This window comes from Paenibacillus sp. 1A_MP2 (genome assembly GCF_052244825.1).
Lineage (GTDB): Bacteria > Bacillota > Bacilli > Paenibacillales > Paenibacillaceae > Paenibacillus > Paenibacillus vandeheii.
In genome coordinates, this window is sequence record NZ_JBQQCS010000001.1 from 6,164,373 (window position 1) to 6,188,549 (window position 24,177).

Consider the following 24,177-nt stretch of genomic DNA (forward strand, 5'->3'; position numbering starts at 1 on the left):
AATAAAAATAACCCATGACTACTCGTATTCGAGTTGAAATGGGCTTTCTGCCATTATTAATGTCTAATTATTTTGCATCAAACTCTGGTTCAGAAGGATTCTAAGCCAACAGTTTTGAGACAATAGCATTCATATTCGTTGTTTCTTTATCAATCTCGACCAAACAAGTGTCATCATCCATAGCTGGTTCATAACCGATTCTAACTTTTTCAATTGCATACTTCTTCATAATATCAAGAATATACTCTATTAACTTCTGAGCATTTAACGTTGTCTCTGAATTTCTCCGCTGAACAACTCCTCTTCAGGAAAATTCATAACGATATCTCCAGATTCCTCATCGAATGAAAATACAATCATCACGTCGTTAAAGGTATGACCCAGGTTAAGCTGAGACAATAATATTTCCCCGTTCCCTTAGGAGAAAGAATCTCTTCAAGGCTCTCTATTTGCTGAAATTCAATATCGTTTTCACTACGGTTATCATAAAAGTGAGAACTTTTGATATGATCCAACTGAATGTTCAAATCATTCTTAATGAATCGATCTAGATTATTTTTGTTAAAATCAATCAAAATAATTTCTAAACTTTCCATATCCAAACCTTCTTACATCATATAATTCTTTCATTTTCCCAATGTTTTCAATTCGGTATTGTAGGCGGATGTAGTTGCTTATGTTCCAACTCAAACCATTGCTCAATATGGTTACATAACAATGGGATGTCTTGAAGCGCTTGCTCACAGATTTCTTTATATGAATCTTGAAGCACTTCTTCAAGTTCCAAATTCACCTGATATGCCTCAGTTTGTTTCGCATGGTATACATCAGCAGGCTCAATGACATAATTTTTATTTTTGGTTAAAGGACTTACATAGATCGTCCACTCAAGGTTACCCTTAAAGTGCTGAATACAATGCTTTAATTCCTCGTAAAGCTGATCAGCGTTATGGAATCTAAAACAAAAACCCGCAGGTTTCTCATATATCCGATTCGGATTATACATCTCTGTTCTATTCCATTTATACGAACCTAATTTGGCCAAGGTATACGCCATAAGTTCCGGTGCAAGCACCTCTTCTTTTTCTTCATATAAATACTTTTTGACACCATGCCACCCACTTTAGAATCCGTTTATTCATTTGTTGAAAACTATGTTTTCCTGATTACTTTCAATGATCTTATTATTAATCCTCCATTGATTGGATCGCATATTCTATGTCTTGCTCCATATCCAGATCAGGATACTTCGTTTGCAATTGAAGAAGACAATCTATAAATGCTCGACTTTGGAATTCAGAAGATAAATCTTCAAATATCTCACTGAGCCAATATAAATCTTCTTCTCCGCATTGATTTAGAAATGATATGGCACTCTGCTCATTCTTTTTTAGAATATCTACCATCTCATTCCATATCGTTTGAATAGCTGGATCGTCGGGGTGTAAATCTTTTCTCTTCTTTACTAATGAGATAACTTTTTCACTGTAGTCTACCAAGTTTTACTCTCCTCACGGTTGTCTTGAGTTATCTGGAGTAATCGTTCCGATCTGTCCATCGTTCTTGATTACGCCTACTCTAACGTTATTATAATTTCCAAACATCCATTCACCGTCACCCTTAACTCTATTCTCAGGCAGATTTGCTACATGCTCACCGGACTTTTTTATATCTTCCGATGTCCACTCCTTAGGGAACCATGCTTGGCCCTCTCCACTTCGCTTTGCTTTATTTTTGTGATTAGGTATATTACCAACCCGTACACCGTTTTGATATTCTTTAGTAATGTTAAAGGCGATCTTATTTTTAAGTAAGTAATTAATATTATCTTGACCGTGACCACCATTGATCAATCTATTTTTAGAATTAAAATCTCCAAGGGAAGCATGGTGAATTCTTTCATTACTTACTGTAATTCTTCCACCAATCATACCTTTTGGGAATCCTAATCCTTCTTTCGGAACCTTATAACCCTTATTATACGTTCCAGTAAAAGCCAATACGAGCTTAGCAGTCTGTAAACCTCCTATAGTAACTGCTGCTTGCCATGCAGGTATGGATTCTCCAGTTACGGGATGAAGACCTTCCTTAAATGCGCTGATCTGTTCATCATATATATCCCCGCCACTAGACTCCGGTTGCTTCGGTCCAGCTCTCATTTCTTCATAGGAGCCACCATTTTCCCAATACTGAACAAACTCTTTTTGCCCTGGCATCCCATCCTCCGCTTCACTGGCAGGCATGTCAACTCCAAACAAAGGATTATATACCATTCGTCTTTGGTCTTCTGTGTTACCTGTATTATGGTTCATCATTGCATGGGCAGCAACTTGTCCAGCAATGGCTCCCAGGCTCACCTGTTCCTGATCTGCTTGTTCGAATCTCTCGGCAATCGCGGACAGATCTTGGGATGACTTCACCATACTTTCCAGTGCTCGATCCAGTACAGGACGTGATTGCTGAAAATCGTAGAAAAATCGTTCCTGCGTTGCTCCGCCCACTGAGACTGGATAAATCCAATCCGTGCGGTCAGGTCATTACGTATACCTTCCAACTGCTGCCTGCCCTGCTCGATCTGTTTAGATACATGCAGCAGCTCCTCCGGTGTTACTTTAATTGTACTCATATCATTCTCCGCCGTTAGAATTAGGATTTTACCATGTTAGCAGAAGTTTGATGTATATACATCCTTCTAACATCCTGATTTTTCCTTTCTCACCATAATAATATTTCCAACAACGTACTTCATAGGTCCTAATTTAAAGGAAATCTTCTTAATCTCTTGATTTAATAGAAAATAATTAACAAACACACCAACGGGCACGCCGTCAACAATGTCGCTGTAAAACTGATCTGTGCCGTGACTCGTCCTCCGGTAAACTCTTGCCGTGAAAAGAACATCCATATCGAAAGATACGTAGCGCATAGTGGGAATGAAATTATCCCGCTAAATGTACTCGGTTCCATATACCCATTCATCATGCTTTTACCGATTAGGATTAATGTAACCAATTCCATTATAGATAATATGAAAAACGCGATAGCAATTACTCTTTTCAAAATGTACACCTACTTTCCAGATGCAAAGCAAAGAAAATCCTTTGTAGTCTCTGCATCATATATCCTTTATTTGGATGATGTCATCTTGTAAGCGTAACACAGATAAATCAAACATTTAACCCAAATGATCAATTAAAAAAACATCTTACCCTGATGAATCATCCTTCAATCGAGTGGTTAACTCGTCCAATATCTCTTCTGTTCGTTGAAGAAGCTTTTCGACGTTGTTTAGTTGTATGGGTTGGTCATACGGGTAATCTGCTAGGGAAGACATATGTTGTATCGTGCCGATGAACAAAGCGATATCCAATCCGGGTTCAATGTCCGTATGCACTAAAGGTAAGATTTCATTCATGGTGAGCTCCTTGGGTGGATTAACTAAATGATACTTATGGATATAAAGCGCCTTAATCATAGAGGATAGAGCCCAATCGCAGAGAATCAGGCAGGCTTTGAACTGATTGTGATTACACATGATGGCTGCAAGTTTGATGTGATATTGAGCATGTTGGTGATAGTCCATTATTGTCGTATGTAGCATGTGGTAGGCAGGAGCATGTTTGAACCTAGGTTGTATGGAGATATCATGGTCTTGCGAACGTGGGGTAAAATCTACTTGGTGATTACAATGTGCTTCGGTTATGGACCAATTTCTTGCCATTGCCATCCCTCCAAAGAGTTAATACCAGTATTATACAACAAAATGATACCTATAGTAATCAATTAAATTATTTGTATTCTTCGTTTGGTGTTTACCTTGAGGAAACTTGTCTACACTTTTGAACATAGAGAGGTGAATACCATGAACGAGGACAGAGAAGTTTTGAAGCTGGTCGGAGCCAGAATTCGCGCACTACGCAAAGAAAGAGGGTATTCACAGGAGTCCCTCGGAGAAAAAGGTGGATTTCATTTTTCATACATAGGACAGATTGAACGTGGAGAAAAGAATGTTTCTTTGGTGAACTTGGCAAAGATCGCTGAGTCACTGGATGTTAATTTGGTTCAATTATTTGCTTATATAGAAGAAGAGTTTGAGGTAACTGAAGATGAGAAACAAATCAAAGAAATTGTACAACTGCTAAGAGATGCTTCTCCTGATAATATTCGTGTATCCAAAAATGTTATTAAAGGGATATTGATGTGAAACAGCAAACCCTATCCGTCCATTTATGGATTGATAGGGTTTCTCTATACTTTGCATAGCACAGCTCATTATTTTGAATTTGCTCTGCTACATAAATAATTCATCAAATCTTGATCTCGACAGTAAACATAACAACCTTTCATCCCCGAGACATCAAGATTTTATAAATATTTTTGATAAGTTTTGTTAGTTCCTCATTCTTAAATTTAAGCCCTCGTTTTCCCATTCTATCTTTGTACTCATCATAATCCGAATAAAGTTCCATTTTATCCGAATCATATTTTAGATCATTCCCTATAATTACGCCTACATAATCAAACTCAAGACCTTGAGATGTATGAACACATCCAATCTGGTCTATACCACTCTCATGGATAGCCCAAGTACTTGATATTGAACGAGCATTCCAAGGCATAGCAAAACGATGTTCTTCAATAGTTACATCCGGAATTTCCCCATTGCGATTACCTTCTTTATCAGCTGTCCAATTCCAAGCAAAACCTGCCAACATCCTCGCCTTATACCCCTGATCGTTTTTACTTTTGATTAGATCGTATACTTCGTTAGGCGTGTCTACTAATTTAAATTCAAAAGAATCTTGATCCCAACCATCGAAATTAGCGGTGGGACGAATCTGTAAAGCATCATCAACCCAATTCAAAAATCCTTCTGCTCCAGAACAACGGAACTGTGCTGCTAGTGAGTATTCATGCACTTCCGAATCATACAGGGCAGCTAAACGTCTAATCTCGTCAATAGAACCTATATCTTCAGGACGAATACGTTGAAAATCATCTATGAAAAACACATTCACTTTAGATGCCTTTATGATATCTTCGATCTGATTCTCTCCAAGATATTGATATGCTCCTTTGCCTTTTAATCGATGCGCCTCATCCACAACTAGTACGTCATACATATCAGCTGGCTCTTTGTAAAACTGACTTGATCCCGTAAATAACATCTTTGTCCTAGTCTTGTTTCTAGCTTGTCGCTGAGTCAAGGTCTCTACCATAACCGTCCGAAATGAAGCATTCGGGGCAATGAATTTAACATTTAACTTGTTTTTAAGTAACCCACCAAGTGCATTCATAGATATCACTGATTTACCAGTTCCAGGCCCACCTTGCACAATGATGGTTCGTTTTACATCTGTTTGTTTGGCAAGGCTCATAATGGCCTCATACGCGACCTTCTGCTCATCAAGTAAAACAAAATCAGAGTTCCCTTGAAATAATCCATCAATATGATCAATTAGTTTCTTAGAAGGACGAATCTTACCATTCTCAATTAAATAAAGTAAATTAACTCCATTCCCTTCACCTACATGCCTTTTTAGAAAATTTTGAAGTTTAGAAGCATCATCGGCTAGAAACAAAGGAGCTTCACGGATGATATCCTGATATTGATTATATTGAAGGGGGTCCGGGTGTACTGTCCTGTAGTTATGTAGATATGCACATGAGTATCCGTTAATATCTTTGGAATATACGGCCTCATTCATATCACTCAAATACTGTTTGTATGACCATGCTTGATATGAAGGATGCGGTGTCTCTCTTGTTCTACCTCCAATAAAGGCCCTTACAACATCCTCGCGATCCATAGCTTCTACTGAATCCCATTGTTTTAACTCAACGATCACAAAGTTATCATTCCTCTGTTCATCCTGACCTGCAATGATAAAATCTATTCGTTTACTTGTAGAAGGAATGTTGTACTCAATTAATATGCCGCAGTCATCTGCTACCTTCGAATTACGAATAATTTTCTCCATAAATTGCATAGAGTTGTTCCAGGCTCGCACTTCCCCTTGATTAGGTCTCTTCCCCATCCCTTTAATAAATGCTTCTTCAATCTGAACTGTAATTTGATTGTTATCAACAGATTCCCGGAAAGCTAATGCGTTACTGCTGTAGATAATCATGATGCACCGCCTATACGTTATTCATTAGAATTTTTCTTTAATCTCAATATATGAATTTTCTCTGTTAAAACATTTTTTCGCTCTTCAACTCTATAAATAGCTGCTTCTTCTTTAATCTTTGAATTACCTAACAGAAAGTTTTCTTTATCAATAAGGTGATAAACAAACCACTTTAAGCTTGTATCATGCTTATCTGTGATATAAAAACAGTCATAATCATATTCACTAAATTTTTCATTAATTTTCTTGTTACTGAATTTTATAATAATCATAAATACTAAAGTAGATAGACCTAAAACTATGGTAGCAGCAACTATCGTTAATATGAATTGATCGCTTGGAGTAGGTGAAAAGCTTACCTTTCCTGATAATATTGATTGAGCAACTGAAATTGGAAATAGTGAAAACATACATAGAGTTTGAACTAACAACATGAATTTCCACAATATAATATTCTGTACTCTAGAAAGATTTTTATCGAAATAGCTGTTTTTCCTAAGAGAGATATACAAGATTAGTAGATAAGAGAAAGCACCTATAATAGAAACATATTGGATGAAATATTCACCTACTTCAATAAAATAATATACAGTTGTTAAGATTACACTGAAAACAAAGCCTAGGATTAACTGGGACAAAAAGTATATAGTCTTGAGAATCATTTTCTTTTCTTTCGAAAAAAATAACTGTTCTATCTTGGTAGATGTTAGTGTCGTTATGAATTGATTTTTTCGTAAAAATGTATATAAAGCACCGATAAAAATAATTATACTACTTAGACCACTTAACCTTGAAAGTAAAGACCATTCAGCGATTTGACTCCACACTTTCTAACAACTCCATTCTAACATTTAACTTCGAATCTAATATCCGTTAAACAATACACTTATTCGCCACTGCCACCATCTTCGCAGGCATCTCTTCCCGTAACCGCCATACAAAGCTCATCGGTTTGTTCCCCTCATGACTCACATAATCAGCTTCGCCTAAGAAGACAAATGGAGATGTATTGCCATGCTCCTCCTTATACTCCCGCACGAACAGCGCGATCCGGTTGCCCGTCTCTCGATGATGAATATACCGCTGCGCGGTAGCCGTATGCTCTGACACCCGGCTCTGAGTCTGCCAGTGGAATAAGCGCTCGTTAATCGCATAGTCCTCGTACAGTGTGGAGGGTGAGAAATCTTTATCCGATTTGTTCAATGTAATGAAGAAAATATCCGTCTGCTCATCGGCAAAATACTTCACTCCTTCACGGTAGGCGGGTGATTGCTGGGCATTCCAGTAACCGAAGGCGGCAAGCACTTGGTCGATCGAGTACATACAGTGGATATCCAGTGGACAAGTGTACGGGAACGAATTACTTTTATCCACAAATCGCAGATGAGCCAGATTATATTTAAAAATATCCACAAGCTCTGCTCGGAATACCCCACAAGACAGCACACGCTGCACACCCTCTTCAATGCTGCTCAGTCCTAGTTTCTCAGGCGCGGCCCGATGGAAGGTGTAATAGAACATAATCAGCATACGCTGTTCATCGGCGGTAGTCGGTTCTTGGCCTTTTTCAATATGATCGATCAGGAACGTCAGCCAGCTTCGAGAATTAATCGTCAGCACAGACGGTAGTCTGCGGATGTACTCCTCGTGTTCATCCTGGATGGGTGCTGTTAATCCGGCTTCGGCCAACATGCCGCGGAAATACCTTTTCCCCGTGCGTCCACCATACAATTCAACTAGTGTCATCCCGTGATGCTCTACAAAATGAGCCAAGGTCAGCGGCAGTCCGGTGTCTTGCTGGAACGTTTGCAGCTTCTGGATCAACGCTCTTCGATTGCGACTCATCTGCTTCAGGTTGCGCATAATGTAGTCCTTCGCCTGTTTCTCCAACTGAATGAACGTGCCACGAGGCAGGTTCGAGAAGCCGTTCTCGACATAATGCGAGATAGAATGTTTCGTTATCCCAATCAAGTTACCTAAAATGTACTAGAAATTGACTCTTGATGATACAATTCGGAATCCTTAATTGTAATAAATTCACAAATCCGTAACATTTACCTGCATAATCGGTCCAACCAACCCCATTTTAAGGTTGTTTTAGTAGTGTACAAACAATAAAAGGAGGATTTTACAATGAAAAAAGCTTCGATAATTATTTTAACTTTTTTACTCTGCCTGTCGTCTGTATCAATTACAAAAGTTTATGGAGAAGAAGTAGAAACGAACTCAAATGAAGAACTACTGAGAATAATTGGGTATTCAAACGAAGGTCTATCAATTCGAAGTACTTCTGATACCTTAAAGTATGCTCAGTTAGGATACTCTTCAGAAGAAGTAAATGATCTCACAAACGAAACGGTCGCTTATCTGCATAATATAGAAGGAGAACTAATTGGGGCAGATCGAAAGTATATGGAATTTAAACCTAGTGGAGATGTTTCAGAAATCACAGAGCAAGAATATGAGCAACATGAAGCCGAAATTAATTTACAACAAGAGGTAGAGAGCTATTTTTCAGCCAATAGCATATGTACTATTTCTCCATCAGGTTGTCCTGATACTGAAATTACAAGCAATTGGATGCAGTTAACGACAACTATTTCAAAAATCAATAATACCAGTCCTCAAGAATACTTAATTAAACATGATTTTAAATGGTTAAAAAAACCCTTCTACAAATATAAGGATGCAGTCGGTGTAGCTCATCATACTAGTCTAACACCAATTCAAAATAGCGAATACTTGACCTATTCAATGGACTCGTATTATTCTAAGAATATTATTATTGGAGCTGGACCTTGGACTTCTGAAGGAATTAAAAACATTAATTATGGTTCGGCTAATGATAAGACTGGTGGTATTGGATTTGAATTTCCTTTACGAAACGATTCTGCTAGTCTGACTAATGGTAAACAATATAAATATGAAAATCACAGAGGGACTGTCCTCTATCGTGCCATAAGAAACAATAGTTCATTTACTCATGGCGATCTTTCAGGACACTATATTCATACAGAGTCTGGAATCTCTGGTTCCTTAGGTGTTGATGCTAAAGGTACTGGCTCATTTTCAATAACTCCAACGGTTAAACAAGATGCTGCGATTCAAACAGGCGTTTCATTTAAATATTAATGAGGTGAGATTTAATTGCAGATCATTATTATTGTTCTTCTAATCGTAATTATTATCTTTTTATTTGTCATCTATGAAAAACTTCCACCACGAAACTACGTTGAAGAAGCACTTCGAAGAGATGAACAAACTAAAAAGGAACGTAAATAAATACCACCTATCGCAACAGACCTAAAGTCTAAATTTATGACTTTAGGTCTGTTTTATAGATCAAATTAAATACTCAATATGGTCCACTTGATGGACTCAACTCCCTTATAAATATCAATCAAAAAACTGTTTTATATAGCAGGTCCATTCATTTCACACTCAAACAATACACTTATTCGCCACCGCCACCATCTTCGAAGGCATCTCTTCCCTTAACCGCCATACAAAGCTCATCGGTTTATTCCCCTCATGACTCACATAATCCGCTTCGCCCAAGAAGACAAATGGAGACGTATAGCCATGCTCCTCCTTATACTCCCGCACGAACAGGGCTATTCGGTTGCCCGTCTCGCGGTGGTTAATATATCGCTGCGCGGTAGCTGTATGCTCCGACACCCGGCTCTGTGTCTGCCAGTGGAATAAACGCTCGTTGATCGCATAATCCTCATACAGCGTAGATGGAGAGAAATCTTTGTCCGATTTGTTCAGTGTAATGAAGAAGATATCGGTCTGTTCGTCTGCAAAATACTTCACGCCTTCACGGAAGGCGGGTGATTGCTGACCGTTCCAGTAGCCGAAGGCGGCGAGCACTTGGTCGATGGAGTACATACAGTGGATATCCAGTGGACAAGTGTACTGGAACGAATTACTTTTATCCACAAATCGCAGATGAGCCAAATTATATTTAAAAATATCCACAAGCTCTGCTCGGAATGACTCACAAGACAGCACACGTCGCACACCCTCTTCGATGCTACACAGTCCTAGCTTCTCGGGCGCAGCCCGATGGAAGGTGTAATAGAACATGGTGAGCATGCGCTGTTCATCGGCTGTAATAAATTCTTTGCCTTTTTCAATAAAGTCAATTAGGAACGTCAGCCAGCTTCGAGAGTTGATCGTCAGTACAGACGGCAGTCTGCGGATATACTCCTCCTGCTCAATCTCGATTGGCTCTGTCAGTCCGGCTTCGGCCAACATGCCCCGGAAATATCTTTTCCCTGTACGTCCACCATACAATTCATAGAGTGTCATCCCGTGATGCTCTACAAAATGAGCCAAGGTCAGCGGCAGTCCGGTGTCTTGTTGGAACGTTTGCAGCTTCTGGATCAACGCTCTGCGATTACGACTCATTTGCTTGAGGTTGCGCATGATGTATTCCTTCGCTTGTTTTTCCAATTGAATGAACGTGCCGCGTGGTAGGTTCGAAAATCCATTCTCGACGTAGTACGAGATGGAATGTTTGGTGGCGCCGATCAGGGCGTTGAATTTATCTTGGAACCTGTACTCCTGATGCGCTTGCCCAATGAAGTCGAGCACGGTCAGGCACTCTTTGCCATCCGCCATCCGTAGTCCACGTCCCAACTGTTGCAGGAATACGGTCAAACTCTCGGTAGGACGCAGGAACAAAATGGTGTTGACCTCAGGGATATCCACGCCCTCATTGTACAGATCCACGACAAAGATCATGCGCAGTTCCCCGTTAACCAGCTGTCCTTTTGCAGCATGACGTTCCTGTTCGCTCGACCCACCATGCAGGGCCATGGATGGAATGCCGGCTTCGTTAAATATTTTTGCCATATACATTGCATGATCCACCCCTACGCAGAAACCAAGCCCCTTCACATCGTCCAGATCGGTTACGTATTTGTTCAGACTTTGGATGATTTGGTTGGCACGGATTTTGTTATGGGTATAGAGCTTCTCCAATTCGTTCATATCGTAGCCTTTACGCGACCACTTTACCTGAGATAGATCGACAGTATCGGTGACGCCAAAATATTGAAAAGGACTCAGTAGCTTGCGGTCAATGGCATCGGTTAGACGGATCTCGGCGGCAATCGTATGATCGAAGTAAGCGGTAATGTCTTTGCCATCCATCCGTTCAGGCGTGGCAGTGAGTCCTAGCAAAATCTTAGGTTCATAGTGAGACAACAGCTTCTGGTAAGAAGGCGCTGCGGCATGGTGGAATTCATCCACAATGATGTAATCGTAATAGTCTTGGCTGGTGATCTCCGTCAGCTTCATGGAGTTAAGACTCTGAATACTAACAAACAAGTGATCCAGCGCCTCCGCTCGGTGATTCCCGACATGCAGCTCGCCAAAGTTCATATCCTTCAGAATATACCGGAATGTGTCCCGGCTTTGCTTCAAGATTTCTTCCCGATGGGCAACAAAAAGCAGCTTGGCTCCCGCATGGCTTGCGCGGAACCGCTTGTAATCGAAGGCTGAGATGACCGTTTTACCAACGCCAGTGGCGGCGACGATGAGGTTGCGGGTTCGTCCATACAGTGTACGCTCGGCGTGCAGCTGTTCCAGCACTTCTTTTTGATAATCGTAAGGCTGGATGTCGAGGTGAAAGTGGTTGGACTGATCTTTTTACGATTCAGAGCCGCCTTCAACTGTGCCTCATGTCCCTCATCTTCAGCTACATACCGCGTAAATTCGCGGTCATTCCAATAACTCTCGAAGGTCGCTTCAATCTTGCGCAGCACGTCGAGTGAATCCTTCTCCGTCACCTTGAGGTTCCACTCCATCCCACTGGTCAGCGCCGGGTTGGACAAGTTGGAAGAGCCGACATAGGCTGTAGTGAATCCAGTATCACGGTGAAAAATGTACGTTTTGGCGTGCAGCCGAGTCACTTTGGTATCATAGGAAATCTGGATTTCGGTGTTAGGTAGTTTGCTAAGTTCAGTAATGGCCTTAAGGTCAGTTGCTTCCATGTATGTAGTTGTGATGATCCGCAGCTTCCCACCGCCCGCGGTAAATTGTTGAAGCTGTTCCAGAAGCAGGCGAAGCCCGCTGAATTTGATAAATGACACCAGCCAATCGATCCGGTCGGCGGTCACGATCTCCTTTTGCAGCTCCAATAACATACTCGGCTCGGACTTTGCACCTGTGAATAAAGAGCTTTGGGAGATGGGCGTATCTGGACGAACGATCTTGGTATCCCGGACCGCACGAATGCTGTTCAGCTTGGAATACACATGGGTCAACACTTCCCCTGCTCATCCAATTGCAATTCGTTGTACTCTTCTTCCCCAGCGTGCCTTTCAGGGTAGCAATAATCTCATTACACGTTCGGATCTGCGCCAACACTACCGTCTTATCTTCCGTCTTTTCCCGTACAATCTTAAGCGCTCGCAGCGTTACCGCCGCCAAATACGTGGACAGCAGCTTGCGTGCTTCCTCTGCATCCAGCTTCTCAGTCCCAATGTTATACACATCCGGGTCCAGCGCAGAAATCTCCTGCCTGGTGATGGTGTTGATAAGCTGTTCATATATGCCTTGTTTCATGAATGTACCTCGTGTGGGTGTAGGATGGTTGTGGATAGTTCTCTATGTATATGGTGAGCTATATAATCGGTATAGGTAAGTACTACTTCTACTATATTATCGTCCAGTATGGGAGAAATTTCATTAGTTGATTTGATATTAAAAAAGTGGAGTTCTTCCTATTGCCTCTGAACGGCAGGAGTATTCCACTTTGAATCTGCATCTGATATCTAGTTTCAAGTTTCATTCTTAATTACCATTCATATCTCGGATTTAGTGAGTCTCTCCATATATCATCAACGTGATTCACACTTTGTTCTTGAAAATAAACTCTATTCTCCTTCTCAAGATCACTCATAAATTGTGGCCAATCTTTTTCATTAATCTCCGTTGATTCAGGTTCCCCAACTACTTTCAACCATCGATTGTTTAACTGTCGATACTCCACAATTCGTGCTTTAAGTTCCGGTGTTAAAGGGTAACTTGTGGCATCCAAACGGTCGAAAGTCATTAGCATACGTTGAAGCGTTAGGGGTAACGTGTCACTTCGATCTATTTCGCCTGTTAATGATTTGGCAGGTCTGGTTAGCATAGTCATCTCTTCACTAAAGCTTTGATTCATCAAATTATTCTTATTAATACTCTGCATCATATTCATCAAGTTATAAGTTAGCTGCCTCGCTTGTTCTCCATCTTCTATCATCTCGTTCGTTATTTTCTCTTTCTCCAGTATGCGTTTAAAATAGGATTCATTGTTTAAAATCGCACTCTTCATATCAACCATATCTTGTCGTACATTCATCGTTAAATACTCTTCATACATTCTTTTTTCTTTATAAAAGCTATAGGTTAGAACTAGTAAAACTGCAAAAGCTAAGCATCCAACGATTATAAATCGTTTTTTAGTCTCATGGTTATACATTCCTCCTAGTTTTGTTAATAGTAAGAAGCGCCTTTTGTTATTTATAAAGCATTCCAAACTATTTCGATTCATTTGAACTGGTAACTAAAAAGAGTTAATTCATGATTGTCATGAGTTAACTCTTTTCAACATCTTAGCCTATATCTTATTTAATACTGGACGAGTAGAGCTTTTCCCTTCCAACTATAACAAAAAAATCGTTCGCATACGTTGGATTTGCTATTGATATCAGTAGTAAATCTTTCTAGCATTTCTCCTACTGATTTTTTATCCAAATTAGATTGTAAAAACAATTCGTAGTCCATTTATTTCTCCTCCCCAAACACATGTGTTATGTTCCCGTCCACAGAAAAAACACTTCCACTTATAGTTCTTGTAGAAGTGCTCAATGATGTGACTTTAAATCATGCATAGATGTGTACAACTCATACCATCTTTTCACTGCACCATTTAGGGTTATACGGTAGTATGAAGGTCTTCTGTCTTAAATCGAAAATAAGGTGATCATCTTATCTTTAATAGAAATTGATAAGTAATCGCTTGTTTTTTGAGTGTGAATATCAACACGCAGGTTAGTTATCTCCTTTTGAAGTATCAAAAGCACGGCTGGATTAACAAACATATTCATTTTCTTTATATTCAGACCCTCATCACTAATTTCAATCTCAATTCTCTTTATATCGTCCTTAGAACGCAAAATATCACCTAGGCAATAGACTGTACTTTCTCCTCGAGTTTCCTTAACAACTTTTTCACCTAATAAACCTAAGAGAACTTGATAATTCGGCTCGCCATCTTTAAATATATTAATTAACTCAATGATTAGATCATTCAGAGATATGCTTCTTAATCTCTCTTCCATCCTCTCTCTTGAATCATCTATAAACCACGATTCCAGGTCCACTGGTGTGTCGTCTATCATTCCTGGAACATATGGCTTAGTGTAAAGAAAATCCTTATTCATTTTTTAACCTACCTTTTAATGTTTTGTGTATTCCCCACCTATTTTTTCGGCAACTCTGTTAAATAGCATATCCCACACTGCGTCTTTATTACCGGTTTTGAAATATTCTTGTGCTCTTGGATCACTTCTTAACTCTTTTTGAACATTAGCGAATATATTCCCTATGTCATCAGCATTTTCTTTCCATCATTCTGCCCCTCGCCTCATACTCAAATTAGTACCATTCGGTGAAACAGCTCTTATTTCAGCCATATTAAAATCTACTGCAGTGGCTATATCTTCAAGACTGAAAGGCCCGTTAGTTGGATGGTTATGAGTAAACGCCATCACCAAGGGAATCATATTAAACGCAACTAACCTTGAATCAGACTATGTAAATAAGCCCGTTCCAACTTAGTAACTAAGTTGGAATAGGCTGTTTAATATTTCTCTACGTGTTACCTGTTAATATTCTTTAAGATGGCGGATTCTTATAACACCAATCCGGGTCGTACGGTAGAACCTTTAATTTTTTCATATCCTCCCAACTGTAAACCCAGTCATAGTCTGCTACCCAAAAATAATCATCAGGATTTAACTTAAGGTAGTGGTATATAAACTCAAAAACAAGTTCCTGAACACCATATATTTCTTCTATGCAACCCACCTGAAAAAGATCTCTGTCTGCTTCTAGTCCAACGTCGTCATTATAGTAAAATTCCAATCCCGGATTATCGGTTGCATCCACGTAGAAGATAAACGAATAGTTATTTTCTTTCACTAATTTATGGCTTATGTTCATGGTAGTTGAGAGAAAATGACCATCTGTTGAATAATTTTTACTATTGTGAAAGTTGAGCATAGCATCTGCATTAAAAGCTGCAACTATAGAATCTGACAATAACTTTTCAGTTGTATATTTTTTTCGATCCATTAATATAAACGCGGAAGTTCCCACTATTTTAATACTCCTTGCCGATGTTTAATCCCTATTAATACCCCGTTGTTTTTAAATGTATAAAACTAGACAATCTTTTCACTGCACCACTTAGAGTCATACGGCATCTGACTTAATTTTAGAATATCCTCAGCCGTGTAGTACCATTCGGCATCATCAAACCATAAATAATCCTCGCCGTTATCTTTAAAATACTCTACAACGAATCTAAAGATAAACTTGTACTCATGATTTATATTTTCAATATCTAAAGCCCAGAAGTAATTTTCGTCTTGAGTAAGCCAAGTGAAACTATCAATTGAGTCTTCTTCTACTTGATTAACATTAAATGTGAAATACTTTAAGTTGTCTTTATTATCTATGCTTTTAAAAGTAGATCCATCAACTTCTGATAGAGTCCCTTCAACAGATATAAAGAGATCATCACGGTATTTATCTTTTATCAAGATGCAAAACATATTCGCTTTTTGCGCTGCTTTCTTAAAATCCTCAATGGCTTTTTCAGGTGAATACTTTTCTAACTTTTTTAGGAAAATGACAGAACTCATCTCAAACAGCCCTCTTGCAATTCTTCTTGATTAGATATTTAATGAAATACCTGAAATATATTTTCTTAGTTTATTTAGTCACTACACTCATAAAATATAGATCCTCTAACCTATATAAACAAACATCTTCCTCTTCTACATAAACACCAGTTGAAAAGGGATCTATCCATTTTAAATTTAATACTTCAACAGCGGGTTTCCAGCAATCCTTAAAAAAAGATTCTGTTGCAACTGGAACAAAAAAACTCTTTTCAAAATCATTTTGTGGTTCAAGTATTTCATTTTTTTCTATTTAAATGATTTTAGAACATACTTATCGATCATTATCATTATTTTGGCCTTGGTAACTAACAAATCCCTCCTTTATATGTACTTTGAGTATTCTTGAATCCACTTTATCAAGATGCCACCACCAACTGTTAATAGGTAAATCTCTATTCTCATCCCCAGCAGTTATCAATAATTTTTCATCATCTATAACCAATAATCTCAAAATCAACTCATCTACATGATTTATCTTTTCTTTAAGAGACTTATTTAAAGATTGAACTTTTAGATCGTCTCTCATCTCAAAAAGGTTCCTAAATAAATCTAAGTATTGCAACTCCTCTCCATCCCATCCACCGTCTTCTTCAATACACTCTATTCCACCGACAAACTCTTCGTTTAAACATTGGATAATACCTTCGATTATTTCATCATTAATTAGTCTAGAGTCATAAAATTGTTGAGTGTTTTTAAATTTCAGATTCTCTATCTCATCATTAACAAATAATCCACTATCACCATGATATATAAACACATCTTTGCTTTTATCAAGGATTGAGTAAATCTCTTTACAAAAAGATAACGCTAAAAAGGCAGCATTCCGATCCTTGCTAGGTTGAATAAATAATGCAGTTTTCAGATTAGTATTTTTAACCTTATCCTTAGAAATATCAAACCACATATTCCTTATCTCATCATTATCTTTAAGAATATAATAGTTAACCCATATCCAACTGTTGGATCTTTCTATTCCCCAAGAGGATATTTGATCTTTGGCACCAAACTCAGACAGCACACTGTTTAATTTCTCAATACTAAGTTCTTCTTCCATGTACATTACTATATTGGATTGTGACATTATCTTTTGTCTCCTTTTAGGGTATTAATTAATTCCTCTGGAGATGTTACAATTTGAACACCAATTGAACTTATATTTTTTGCTTTCACAGTATCAATACCATTTGGGGCATATAGAATAACTCCTTTATGTTCAGGATTTATATGTGGCTGCTTAACATCGCCTTCAAAGTATTTATAAAAATCACTTATTGATTTTGATTTACCCCCAGTAGCATTGAAACATTCAATAATATAATTCGATGTCCCAGATCAATTTCCCCTATCCTACCACCTAATTCCTTAGCATTATAAGTTGTACCAGCCTCTGTTATTTTTATTTTATTATCAAGTAATAACTTAGCAGTATTTGCTTCCAGTCTAAAACCTTCCCTACCGGATTTTGATCCTTCTTTTAAATTTTTCAGAATCTTTTTTAATGTGTCCTCACTGGCAAGTCCTGAACTTATAAGCTCATCGGAATTCACTCCAATGTACTCAGATATCTTTTTTGTTGGATCTCAGTAAGTTTTAAATTTTCGTTATACTTAAAAATCCCACCTGACTTCGACTTGCCTCTACCCGATCCTCCCAGATCGCTATGTTTATTCTCCACCGAACGAAGCGCCTTGCCAACAAAGGCATAGGCCAATACCTGCCCCATTACAGAACCACTATAGTACCCGGCCCCACTCTCATCCACCTGTTTCTTCTGCTCATCCACAAATTGACCTACATCAGACCTGGCTGTTCCGTTTCCCCAGGCTGCATCCCAAGCAAACTTAATACCTCGCCCAACATCGACCACTCTGCCCAAGGTCATAGCATAGGCCACACTGGCGACCGTGCCGAATGGATCATAGAAGAGCGCCTCTGCTGTCTGTCCAATTCCAGTTACGGTCTCTCCAACCGACTTGTCGAGCAGTCCAACACCGAAATTTCGTTTCAATTCTTCAGGTATATATATAGCAACCTCACCCGAACCATCCGCTGTCCTGAAATTTCTTGCAATAAAGGTAAACTCATTCTGGATTTTATCTAATAGACCCAGTGTAGCAGGGAAGACTTCTTTTACCTGCATAAAATCCCAAAAGAAACGTTCCCCTGTCACACCAGACCACTCCGATTGCAACAGGTAGATTGCTTTTTCAAGCTCTCGGACCATTCGCTCCAGTTCCAGCTTCTTTTGCTGAACCAACCGAGCTTTTTCCTCTAATACATCGGGATGTACCTCGATTCGCTGCATTCCGTCTTCACCGCCAACCTGACCGTAGTATATGTACCTAAATTTTAACAAGTCAGAACGGGGATTGGAATCAAACAGAGGATTCATTTTCTCAAAGGTTATCCGGTAATTAGGCAACATCCCTTAGGCAGCTATTTTGCGCATTAGTGCATACTTCCCTTAGAGTCGACTTTTGCCTTGTACAAAAAAGAACGACTTCTATCTGCGATAGAAGTCGAACAAGGTAATGATGCAGCATGATTCAGGCAAGCATTAAGACACGACGAATTGTACGACAACTGGAATTCCAGCATTCAGTGCGTCTCCACCGGGAATCGTAATTGTAGTGGTTGTAACGGTGGAAGTATCTGCTGTCTGCATAATGCCGTTAATATAAAGATTGTAATAATTGAACGTGCCTGGAAATGCCGTTGCAGCTGTACCCGCGTCGCTTGTAAAAGCAGTCGCAGCAATCGCAAACGTTGCTCCAGTACCCGTTCCATCGCCAATGGTTGCAGCAAATCTTAAACTGTTCTGAAATGGTGTCACAAGTGGCATGTTTCTCACCTCCTACCTGACATAGTATATGTGGTAGATTCATAAGTAGTGAAGGCATAGTCATGAGGAGGTTTGACCAATTTTAACCATTTATTACATGCGCCGTTAGTTGAATGATCTCCAGAATGATCGGCGTTTCTGCAAAGAGCACACCACCTTGTGAAGGGAAAAACAGCATAACCTTACTTACGTCATATGAGTTACCTGGCTGTACGATCCCGTTGATATAAAGATTGTAAATACTGGTAAGTCCTATTCCTGCAAATTCGGATACACTCCGACCATCGTCATTCACGAATTCCCCACGGGGATCGTAACCGAGTCCGATAAATTAAGATCGGTGTCTGGAAAATAGAAGTAACGGTTTACCGTAGGAATGATCTCAATTCCGGGTATGCTGCCCGGCGGACCTTGCTCGCCCTGAGGACCAGCGGGGCCTTGCGCTCCGGGCACACCCGGTTCACCTTGCTCGCCCTGAGGGCCAGCAGGACCTTGCGCTCCGGGCACGCCCGGGTCGCCTCGCTCTCCCTGAGGGCCGATGGGGCCCTGCGCTCCGGACACACCGGGTCCGCCTTGCTCGCCGTGAGAGCCAGCGGGGCCTTGCGCTCCAGGTAGACCGGGCTGGCCTGGTTCGCCGCGCGGACCGACGAGGCCTTGGGCACCTTGCTCCCCCACTAGACCTTGCATTCCGGGCGGTCCGACCGTCTCCGGTTCATGTTGTCTCATCGGAGCGAGCCGGGACCCAGGCTCCGGAAATACCGGGTTGACGCCAATCCCCCTCGGCAAAGCAATGATTTTTTTGCCACAGACTACTTTCAGTTGTCTAATTGGACGCTTCGGTCGGAGGGAGCGACGCTTTCTCCGACAGGGTTTACGGATAATATGGCACTTCCTGCGTTTTCCGGGGACTTGTTTCTGCATTTCGATATTGAACGTCTGGATCTTAATCGTTTAGGCGTAGCTATCCTCTTTTCAGATACTTCAAAATAGTCACTCCCTTAGGCCGATGCACACAGTGTGTATGCCCTATATATATGTCATTAGCACATTCGGAGAGTGTGCTAATGACTATGATGGAAGCCCAATAAAAATGAGGCAAGAGCCTCTGCCATAGTCCATACCTCAATTCGCTGCATCCCATCTTTACCATCAACCTGAACGGAGGATATATCCCTATGTTGAAATAAGTTAGCAGAGTGATTGGAATCAACCGGAGGATTCATTTGATCATAGGTAATCTGATAGATGTGCAACATCCTTTTAGATACCTGATTTGTGCATCAGTGCATGTTCAATTCCCCGCATACTCGTCTATGAAGTGGAAATTAACTTCCTTTTTGCCATCAACTTCCCCCACACCTTGAATAACACATACATTAATGCACCTATAAGCAAATCATCCCTATCTCCATCAAACGCTGCACATTGCCTTCCATGAATACACCGTATCCCTGAGTTACCGAGGAACTGAACCGGTCAGACGTAAAAAATGCATAATAAAGACTGAACATCGGCATATGAACCAATGCATACAAAGCGGAAAAGACAAACGGAAGTAGGGAGATATAACGATTTTTACTTATAACGAAAATGACGAGCGCCTGCGCAACCATGAACAAAGCGCTGAATAACGTGAACTCAACCCCGTCAGACGAATGATGCACGCCACTAAAAAATAACTTCTCAAACAGAGTGAACGTAAATCCTCACCCCAATAATGATACATCACATGAAAGTAAGCTTGCAGATATCCTAAAGTGAATAACAGCGGCACAAATAACAAGCAGAGGCGATCCACATGTTTGCGTGTAAACACAATACAGGCGCTTAAATGCACTCACGGTAATTAAAACAATAAGCATAAGCTCGATATATCGGTTATGTACGCCGTATTGATTCGCTATTAGTCACCCACAAGTGTCACGATAAAAAAGGGCATAACTTGCCCTCTTTCAAATCAAACTGTCCGCTGGTCTCGTCATGCACCGTTTTGGAAATTTCATAGCCGTATGCGTCCTGCTTGCTAAGAACAGACAGTACAATGCCATCAATGTAACCTTTAATCATTTCATTTCTCAGCTTCACACACCACCTACTATTTAATTCTATGTAAATAGCATAAAAAACAAATATAGCAAAAATCATTTTTTTCCATTACTTCCGACCGTCTCAACCTCATCTAACCCCAAAAAACAGGACCTCGTAATAAATACGACGTCCTGCTTTGTCATTGCTATACCTAATTGTAAACTCTACTTCTTCATCAGATTGCCGCATCCGTATTACTTTCCCCTTTAAGCGAGGGCACTGATCGCGGCTTCAGTTCCTGCTCCTCCAGCGAGGTGAATTCATTCTCGCTTTTCGCGATGACGACTGTAGCTACGCTGTTGCCGACGATATTGGTAATGGCGCGGGCCTCGGACATAAAGCGGTCTACGCCGAGCAGCAGAGCCATGCCTTCAACCGGAATGACGTTGTTCGGAATGGCCGCGAGCGTTGCAGCCAGCGTGACGAACCCGGAACCGGTAACACCTGCAGCGCCTTTGGAGGTCAGCATCAGCACACCGAGCAGCACCAGCACCTGAGTGATCGTCAGCTCAACCCCATACGCCTGGGCAATGAACATAGCCGCCATGGACAAGTAGATCGATGTGCCATCGAGGTTGAAGGAATACCCGGTGGGTACGACCAGACCGACGACCGGCTTGGAGCACCCGAACTTCTCCAGTTTGTTCATAACACGCGGCAAGGCCGACTCGGAAGATGAAGTCCCCAGCACGAGCAGCAGTTCTTCCCGGATAAAGCGCAGCAGCTTGAACAGGCTGAATCCGCTCATTCGCGCAATGAGGCCAAGAACAATAACGATGAACAGGAACATGGTCAAGTAGACCGAGCCCATCATTTTACCGATGGAGAACAGGGAGCCTACACCGAAATTGCCAATCGTGTAAGCCATCGCCCCAAACGCAGCGAACGGAGACACCTTCATAATCATCGCAACAATGCGGAAGAAGATTTCGTTAGCGCTTTCAAGAAAATGGGTCACCGGCTTCGCTTTCTCTCCGATTCCCGCCATAGCAAGACCGAACAGTACGGAGAAGAACAGGACAGGCAGCATATCCCCCCGGTAAAAGCACCAATGGCATTGTCCGGCACGATGCCGACGAGGAAATCGAGGAAGCCGTGACTGGATTCCGCGGCCTGCTCCTGAAACTTGGCCACTGCATCCGACTTCACTCCCTGTGTGCTCATGCCCTCGCCGGGACGAACCAAATACATAACCGTGACACCGATGGCCATGGCCAGTGTGGTGACAATTTCAAAATACAGCAGCGCTTTGCCGCCAATCCGCCCGATTTTTTTCATATCGCCCATATTGGCAAAGCCAATAACAATGGTCATGAATACGATTGGAGCAATGACCATTTTGATCATTTTGATAAAAATATCACTGATGATCTTCATCTGGCTGGCATATTGCGGGAGCACGATGCCGAATATAATCCCCAGCACAATCGCCGTCAGCACCTGAATGGACAGATTTTTCCACAGCTTCTTCTTTTTCATCGTTACAACCTCCTTGTTCACGCTGTCAGTTCAGCACAGGTACGGCCTTGTCATGCTTTCTGCGAGCTACGCCCGATTCATGTGCCGCGGCAATGACTGCTTCGCTCACCCGCTCAGCAACCGCCTGATTGAACACACTCGGGATAATATAGGTTTCGTTCAGCTCTTCGTCCTTCACAACCGAAGCAATCGCTTTGGCTGCCGCTACTTTCATCTCATCGGTAACACGGGCAGCCCGGCAATCGAGCAATCCCCGGAACATGCCTGGAAAGCACAGTACGTTATTAATCTGGTTCGGATAATCCGATCGACCCGTTGCCATAACCCGCACATAAGGCTCGGCTTCCTCAGGTGAAATCTCCGGTGTGGGGTTCGCCATGGCAAACACAATCGGGTCCGGGGCCATGCGTTTCAGGTCATTCACCTTTAGTACGCCCGGCCCGGAGACACCGATGAATACATCTGCCCCGACAATTACGTCAGCCAGCCTTCCAGCTTCTCCGAACGGATTGGTGTGCTCGGCAAACCATTGCCAGCCCCGATTCTCATAACGTGCCCCGCGCTGGATCGCGCCCTCGCGGTCGACACCAATGATGTTCGTGGCCCCGGCTGCGGCGAGCATTTTGGCGCAGGCGGTTCCGGCAGCGCCCAGACCACAGACAACAATTTTGCAGGCTTCCAGTTGCTTGCCCGTCAGCTTCAATGCGTTCAGAAGGCCCGCCAGCAGTACGACCGCGGTTCCATGCTGATCGTCATGAAAGACAGGAATATCAAGCTCCTCGATCAGCCGCTCTTCAATCTCGAAGCAGCGAGGAGCCGAAATATCCTCCAGATTAATCCCGCCGAACGTTGGGGCGAGCGCTTTGACAATTTTGATAATATCCTCGGTATCCTGCGTATCCAGGCAGATCGGGAACGCGTCCACATTCGCCATTTGTTTGAACAGCATCGCTTTGCCTTCCATCACGGGCATAGCTGCCTCAGGCCCAATATTGCCTAGCCCCAGCACAGCTGAACCGTCAGATACAACAGCTACAGTATTGCGCTTAATGGTAAGCTGGTGAGCCAGCGATGGTTTCTCTGCAATCGCCGTACATACCTGGGCAACGCCAGGCGTATAGACACGGGACAGATCGTTCCGGTTTTTGATCGGATATTTCGGATTCATCTCAATTTTGCCGCCTAGATGCATCAGCATCGTCTGATCCGAGACATGAACGACCCTGACCCCCTCCTGCTTGCCGAGCAATTCCACGATCAGCTCTCTATGCTTGCTATCCGTCACATTTACCGTCAGATCACGCGTTGTGGTCAGCTTGTCGTTCCGAACGACATCAATAGCTATAATATCTCCGCCTGCTTCGCTGATTGCGGTAGCAATTCCCCCGAAGGAGGCCATACCCCGATCCAGCTCCAGGCGTAGAATAATGCTTGTGTTGGTACCTGCCGGAATACTCATCTCATGCCCATCTCCTTTTGTGATCTATATCATTGACAAAATGATATCGCTTACATAAAGAGTTGGGAATAATTTGACCTTTTTGTTCTTTTTGTTTATTTTGGTCTCGCTCGCATCACAAAAAAAAGAACCGCCACACATGGCGATTCTTGATATCCGAGAAGGTAATTTCCGCTATATATTATATTGTGTGTCTTGTTGCTCCTA

The 24,177-nt window shown here is 41.5% G+C and carries 22 protein-coding genes and 3 pseudogenes; 2 read left to right on the forward strand and 23 right to left on the reverse strand.

Annotation, left to right across the window (positions count from 1 at the left end; genetic code table 11):
* Positions 1–359 precede the first annotated feature (359 nt).
* The 6 genes from ACTWJ7_RS30420 to ACTWJ7_RS30445 all read right to left on the reverse strand — a co-directional run bounded on the left by ACTWJ7_RS30420 (position 360) and on the right by ACTWJ7_RS30445 (position 3,721).
* The gene (locus ACTWJ7_RS30420) at positions 360–596 is read right to left on the reverse strand and encodes a hypothetical protein (protein ID WP_301880744.1); all 237 of its coding nucleotides are present in this window, start codon (positions 594–596) and stop codon (positions 360–362) included.
* Positions 597–643: 47 nt separating this feature from the next.
* Positions 644–1,075: a hypothetical protein gene (locus ACTWJ7_RS30425; protein WP_443146180.1), complete on the reverse strand. Its 432-nt coding sequence runs from the start codon at positions 1,073–1,075 to the stop codon at positions 644–646.
* Between the two features lie 112 nt (positions 1,076–1,187).
* Positions 1,188–1,499, reverse strand: a complete 312-nt coding sequence (locus tag ACTWJ7_RS30430) for a hypothetical protein (RefSeq protein WP_301880746.1) — start codon at positions 1,497–1,499, stop codon at positions 1,188–1,190.
* A 12-nt stretch (positions 1,500–1,511) separates the two neighbouring features.
* A complete protein-coding gene (locus ACTWJ7_RS30435) occupies positions 1,512–2,423 on the reverse strand; it encodes an EndoU domain-containing protein (protein ID WP_443146181.1) in 912 nt (303 codons plus the stop codon).
* Positions 2,417–2,626 carry a WXG100 family type VII secretion target gene (locus ACTWJ7_RS30440; protein ID WP_443146182.1) on the reverse strand — a complete coding sequence of 70 codons (210 nt, stop codon included), beginning with the start codon at positions 2,624–2,626 and terminating at the stop codon, positions 2,417–2,419. Before ACTWJ7_RS30440 ends, ACTWJ7_RS30435 begins: the two co-directional genes overlap by 7 nt.
* 579 nt (positions 2,627–3,205) lie before the next feature.
* Positions 3,206–3,721, reverse strand: coding sequence for a HEPN domain-containing protein (locus ACTWJ7_RS30445; RefSeq protein WP_301880748.1), 516 nt, complete (start codon positions 3,719–3,721; stop codon positions 3,206–3,208).
* Positions 3,722–3,862: 141 nt separating this feature from the next.
* Between ACTWJ7_RS30445 and ACTWJ7_RS30450 the strand changes: the two genes are divergently transcribed.
* Entirely contained in the window at positions 3,863–4,204 is a 342-nt protein-coding gene (locus ACTWJ7_RS30450; protein ID WP_301880749.1) for a helix-turn-helix domain-containing protein, read from the forward strand.
* 139 nt (positions 4,205–4,343) lie between these two features.
* On the opposite strand, the gene ACTWJ7_RS30455 is transcribed toward ACTWJ7_RS30450, so the two are convergent.
* From ACTWJ7_RS30455 to ACTWJ7_RS30465, 3 genes and pseudogenes are all read right to left on the reverse strand, one after another.
* Positions 4,344–6,131: a DUF2075 domain-containing protein gene (locus ACTWJ7_RS30455; RefSeq protein ID WP_443146183.1), complete on the reverse strand. Its 1,788-nt coding sequence runs from the start codon at positions 6,129–6,131 to the stop codon at positions 4,344–4,346.
* Positions 6,132–6,148: 17 nt separating this feature from the next.
* Positions 6,149–6,958 (reverse strand): hypothetical protein, encoded by an 810-nt coding sequence (locus ACTWJ7_RS30460; protein WP_301880751.1) that lies wholly within the window; start codon positions 6,956–6,958, stop codon positions 6,149–6,151.
* Between the two features lie 46 nt (positions 6,959–7,004).
* Positions 7,005–8,102: pseudogene (locus tag ACTWJ7_RS30465) on the reverse strand (DUF3427 domain-containing protein); the annotation flags it as partial.
* Positions 8,103–8,264: 162 nt separating this feature from the next.
* Here ACTWJ7_RS30465 and ACTWJ7_RS30470 point away from each other — a divergent pair.
* On the forward strand, positions 8,265–9,263 hold the full coding sequence (locus ACTWJ7_RS30470; protein WP_301880752.1) for a hypothetical protein: 999 nt from the start codon (positions 8,265–8,267) through the stop codon (positions 9,261–9,263).
* A 309-nt stretch (positions 9,264–9,572) separates the two neighbouring features.
* Here the strand turns inward: ACTWJ7_RS30470 and ACTWJ7_RS30475 are convergent.
* The 14 genes and pseudogenes from ACTWJ7_RS30475 to ACTWJ7_RS30540 all read right to left on the reverse strand — a co-directional run bounded on the left by ACTWJ7_RS30475 (position 9,573) and on the right by ACTWJ7_RS30540 (position 23,970).
* Positions 9,573–12,707, reverse strand: a pseudogene (locus ACTWJ7_RS30475) (DUF3427 domain-containing protein).
* 232 nt (positions 12,708–12,939) lie between these two features.
* Positions 12,940–13,608, reverse strand: coding sequence for a hypothetical protein (locus tag ACTWJ7_RS30480; protein WP_301880754.1), 669 nt, complete (start codon positions 13,606–13,608; stop codon positions 12,940–12,942).
* A gap of 484 nt (positions 13,609–14,092) precedes the next feature.
* Positions 14,093–14,572, reverse strand: coding sequence for a hypothetical protein (locus ACTWJ7_RS30485; protein WP_301880755.1), 480 nt, complete (start codon positions 14,570–14,572; stop codon positions 14,093–14,095).
* 454 nt (positions 14,573–15,026) lie between these two features.
* Positions 15,027–15,509, reverse strand: coding sequence for a hypothetical protein (locus ACTWJ7_RS30490; protein WP_301880756.1), 483 nt, complete (start codon positions 15,507–15,509; stop codon positions 15,027–15,029).
* Between the two features lie 65 nt (positions 15,510–15,574).
* On the reverse strand, positions 15,575–16,057 hold the full coding sequence (locus ACTWJ7_RS30495) for a hypothetical protein (RefSeq protein WP_079349957.1): 483 nt from the start codon (positions 16,055–16,057) through the stop codon (positions 15,575–15,577).
* A 313-nt stretch (positions 16,058–16,370) separates the two neighbouring features.
* Positions 16,371–17,183 carry a hypothetical protein gene (locus ACTWJ7_RS30500; protein WP_301880757.1) on the reverse strand — a complete coding sequence of 271 codons (813 nt, stop codon included), beginning with the start codon at positions 17,181–17,183 and terminating at the stop codon, positions 16,371–16,373.
* 187 nt (positions 17,184–17,370) lie between these two features.
* Positions 17,371–17,649 carry a hypothetical protein gene (locus ACTWJ7_RS30505; RefSeq protein ID WP_443146184.1) on the reverse strand — a complete coding sequence of 93 codons (279 nt, stop codon included), beginning with the start codon at positions 17,647–17,649 and terminating at the stop codon, positions 17,371–17,373.
* The gene (locus ACTWJ7_RS30510; protein WP_443146185.1) at positions 17,646–18,407 is read right to left on the reverse strand and encodes a WXG100 family type VII secretion target; all 762 of its coding nucleotides are present in this window, start codon (positions 18,405–18,407) and stop codon (positions 17,646–17,648) included. The genes ACTWJ7_RS30505 and ACTWJ7_RS30510 overlap by 4 nt, the downstream gene beginning before the upstream one ends.
* A gap of 252 nt (positions 18,408–18,659) precedes the next feature.
* Positions 18,660–18,944, reverse strand: a complete 285-nt coding sequence (locus tag ACTWJ7_RS30515) for a DUF4183 domain-containing protein (RefSeq protein WP_301249277.1) — start codon at positions 18,942–18,944, stop codon at positions 18,660–18,662.
* Positions 18,945–19,026: 82 nt separating this feature from the next.
* On the reverse strand, positions 19,027–19,239 hold the full coding sequence (locus ACTWJ7_RS30520; RefSeq protein WP_443146186.1) for a DUF4183 domain-containing protein: 213 nt from the start codon (positions 19,237–19,239) through the stop codon (positions 19,027–19,029).
* The gene (locus ACTWJ7_RS30525; protein ID WP_443146187.1) at positions 19,236–19,865 is read right to left on the reverse strand and encodes a hypothetical protein; all 630 of its coding nucleotides are present in this window, start codon (positions 19,863–19,865) and stop codon (positions 19,236–19,238) included. The genes ACTWJ7_RS30520 and ACTWJ7_RS30525 overlap by 4 nt, the downstream gene beginning before the upstream one ends.
* Before the next feature lie 999 nt (positions 19,866–20,864).
* Positions 20,865–21,029: a PadR family transcriptional regulator gene (locus tag ACTWJ7_RS30530; RefSeq protein WP_301880760.1), complete on the reverse strand. Its 165-nt coding sequence runs from the start codon at positions 21,027–21,029 to the stop codon at positions 20,865–20,867.
* A gap of 178 nt (positions 21,030–21,207) precedes the next feature.
* Positions 21,208–22,511 (reverse strand): annotated as a pseudogene (dctA, locus tag ACTWJ7_RS30535) (C4-dicarboxylate transporter DctA).
* Positions 22,512–22,536: 25 nt separating this feature from the next.
* Positions 22,537–23,970: an NAD-dependent malic enzyme gene (locus ACTWJ7_RS30540; protein ID WP_079349962.1), complete on the reverse strand. Its 1,434-nt coding sequence runs from the start codon at positions 23,968–23,970 to the stop codon at positions 22,537–22,539.
* Positions 23,971–24,177: the final 207 nt, after the last annotated feature.

What these genes read in the sequence shown, in the direction of transcription:
- ACTWJ7_RS30440 (WP_443146182.1), bottom strand. Translation starts at nt 2,626, where the DNA reads ATGAGTACAATTAAAGTAACACCGGAGGAGCTGCTGCATGTATCTAAA.
- ACTWJ7_RS30445 (WP_301880748.1), bottom strand. Translation starts at nt 3,721, where the DNA reads ATGGCAAGAAATTGGTCCATAACCGAAGCACATTGTAATCACCAAGTA.
- ACTWJ7_RS30500 (WP_301880757.1), bottom strand. Translation starts at nt 17,183, where the DNA reads ATGTCACAATCCAATATAGTAATGTACATGGAAGAAGAACTTAGTATT.
- ACTWJ7_RS30450 (WP_301880749.1), top strand. Translation starts at nt 3,863, where the DNA reads ATGAACGAGGACAGAGAAGTTTTGAAGCTGGTCGGAGCCAGAATTCGC.
- ACTWJ7_RS30455 (WP_443146183.1), bottom strand. Translation starts at nt 6,131, where the DNA reads ATGATTATCTACAGCAGTAACGCATTAGCTTTCCGGGAATCTGTTGAT.
- ACTWJ7_RS30485 (WP_301880755.1), bottom strand. Translation starts at nt 14,572, where the DNA reads ATGAATAAGGATTTTCTTTACACTAAGCCATATGTTCCAGGAATGATA.
- ACTWJ7_RS30435 (WP_443146181.1), bottom strand. Translation starts at nt 2,423, where the DNA reads ATGGTGAAGTCATCCCAAGATCTGTCCGCGATTGCCGAGAGATTCGAA.
- ACTWJ7_RS30510 (WP_443146185.1), bottom strand. Translation starts at nt 18,407, where the DNA reads ATGCAGCGAATCGAGGTACATCCCGATGTATTAGAGGAAAAAGCTCGG.
- ACTWJ7_RS30515 (WP_301249277.1), bottom strand. Translation starts at nt 18,944, where the DNA reads ATGCCACTTGTGACACCATTTCAGAACAGTTTAAGATTTGCTGCAACC.
- ACTWJ7_RS30525 (WP_443146187.1), bottom strand. Translation starts at nt 19,865, where the DNA reads ATGCAGAAACAAGTCCCCGGAAAACGCAGGAAGTGCCATATTATCCGT.
- ACTWJ7_RS30480 (WP_301880754.1), bottom strand. Translation starts at nt 13,608, where the DNA reads ATGTATAACCATGAGACTAAAAAACGATTTATAATCGTTGGATGCTTA.
- ACTWJ7_RS30540 (WP_079349962.1), bottom strand. Translation starts at nt 23,970, where the DNA reads ATGAGTATTCCGGCAGGTACCAACACAAGCATTATTCTACGCCTGGAG.
- ACTWJ7_RS30495 (WP_079349957.1), bottom strand. Translation starts at nt 16,057, where the DNA reads ATGAGTTCTGTCATTTTCCTAAAAAAGTTAGAAAAGTATTCACCTGAA.
- ACTWJ7_RS30420 (WP_301880744.1), bottom strand. Translation starts at nt 596, where the DNA reads ATGGAAAGTTTAGAAATTATTTTGATTGATTTTAACAAAAATAATCTA.
- ACTWJ7_RS30470 (WP_301880752.1), top strand. Translation starts at nt 8,265, where the DNA reads ATGAAAAAAGCTTCGATAATTATTTTAACTTTTTTACTCTGCCTGTCG.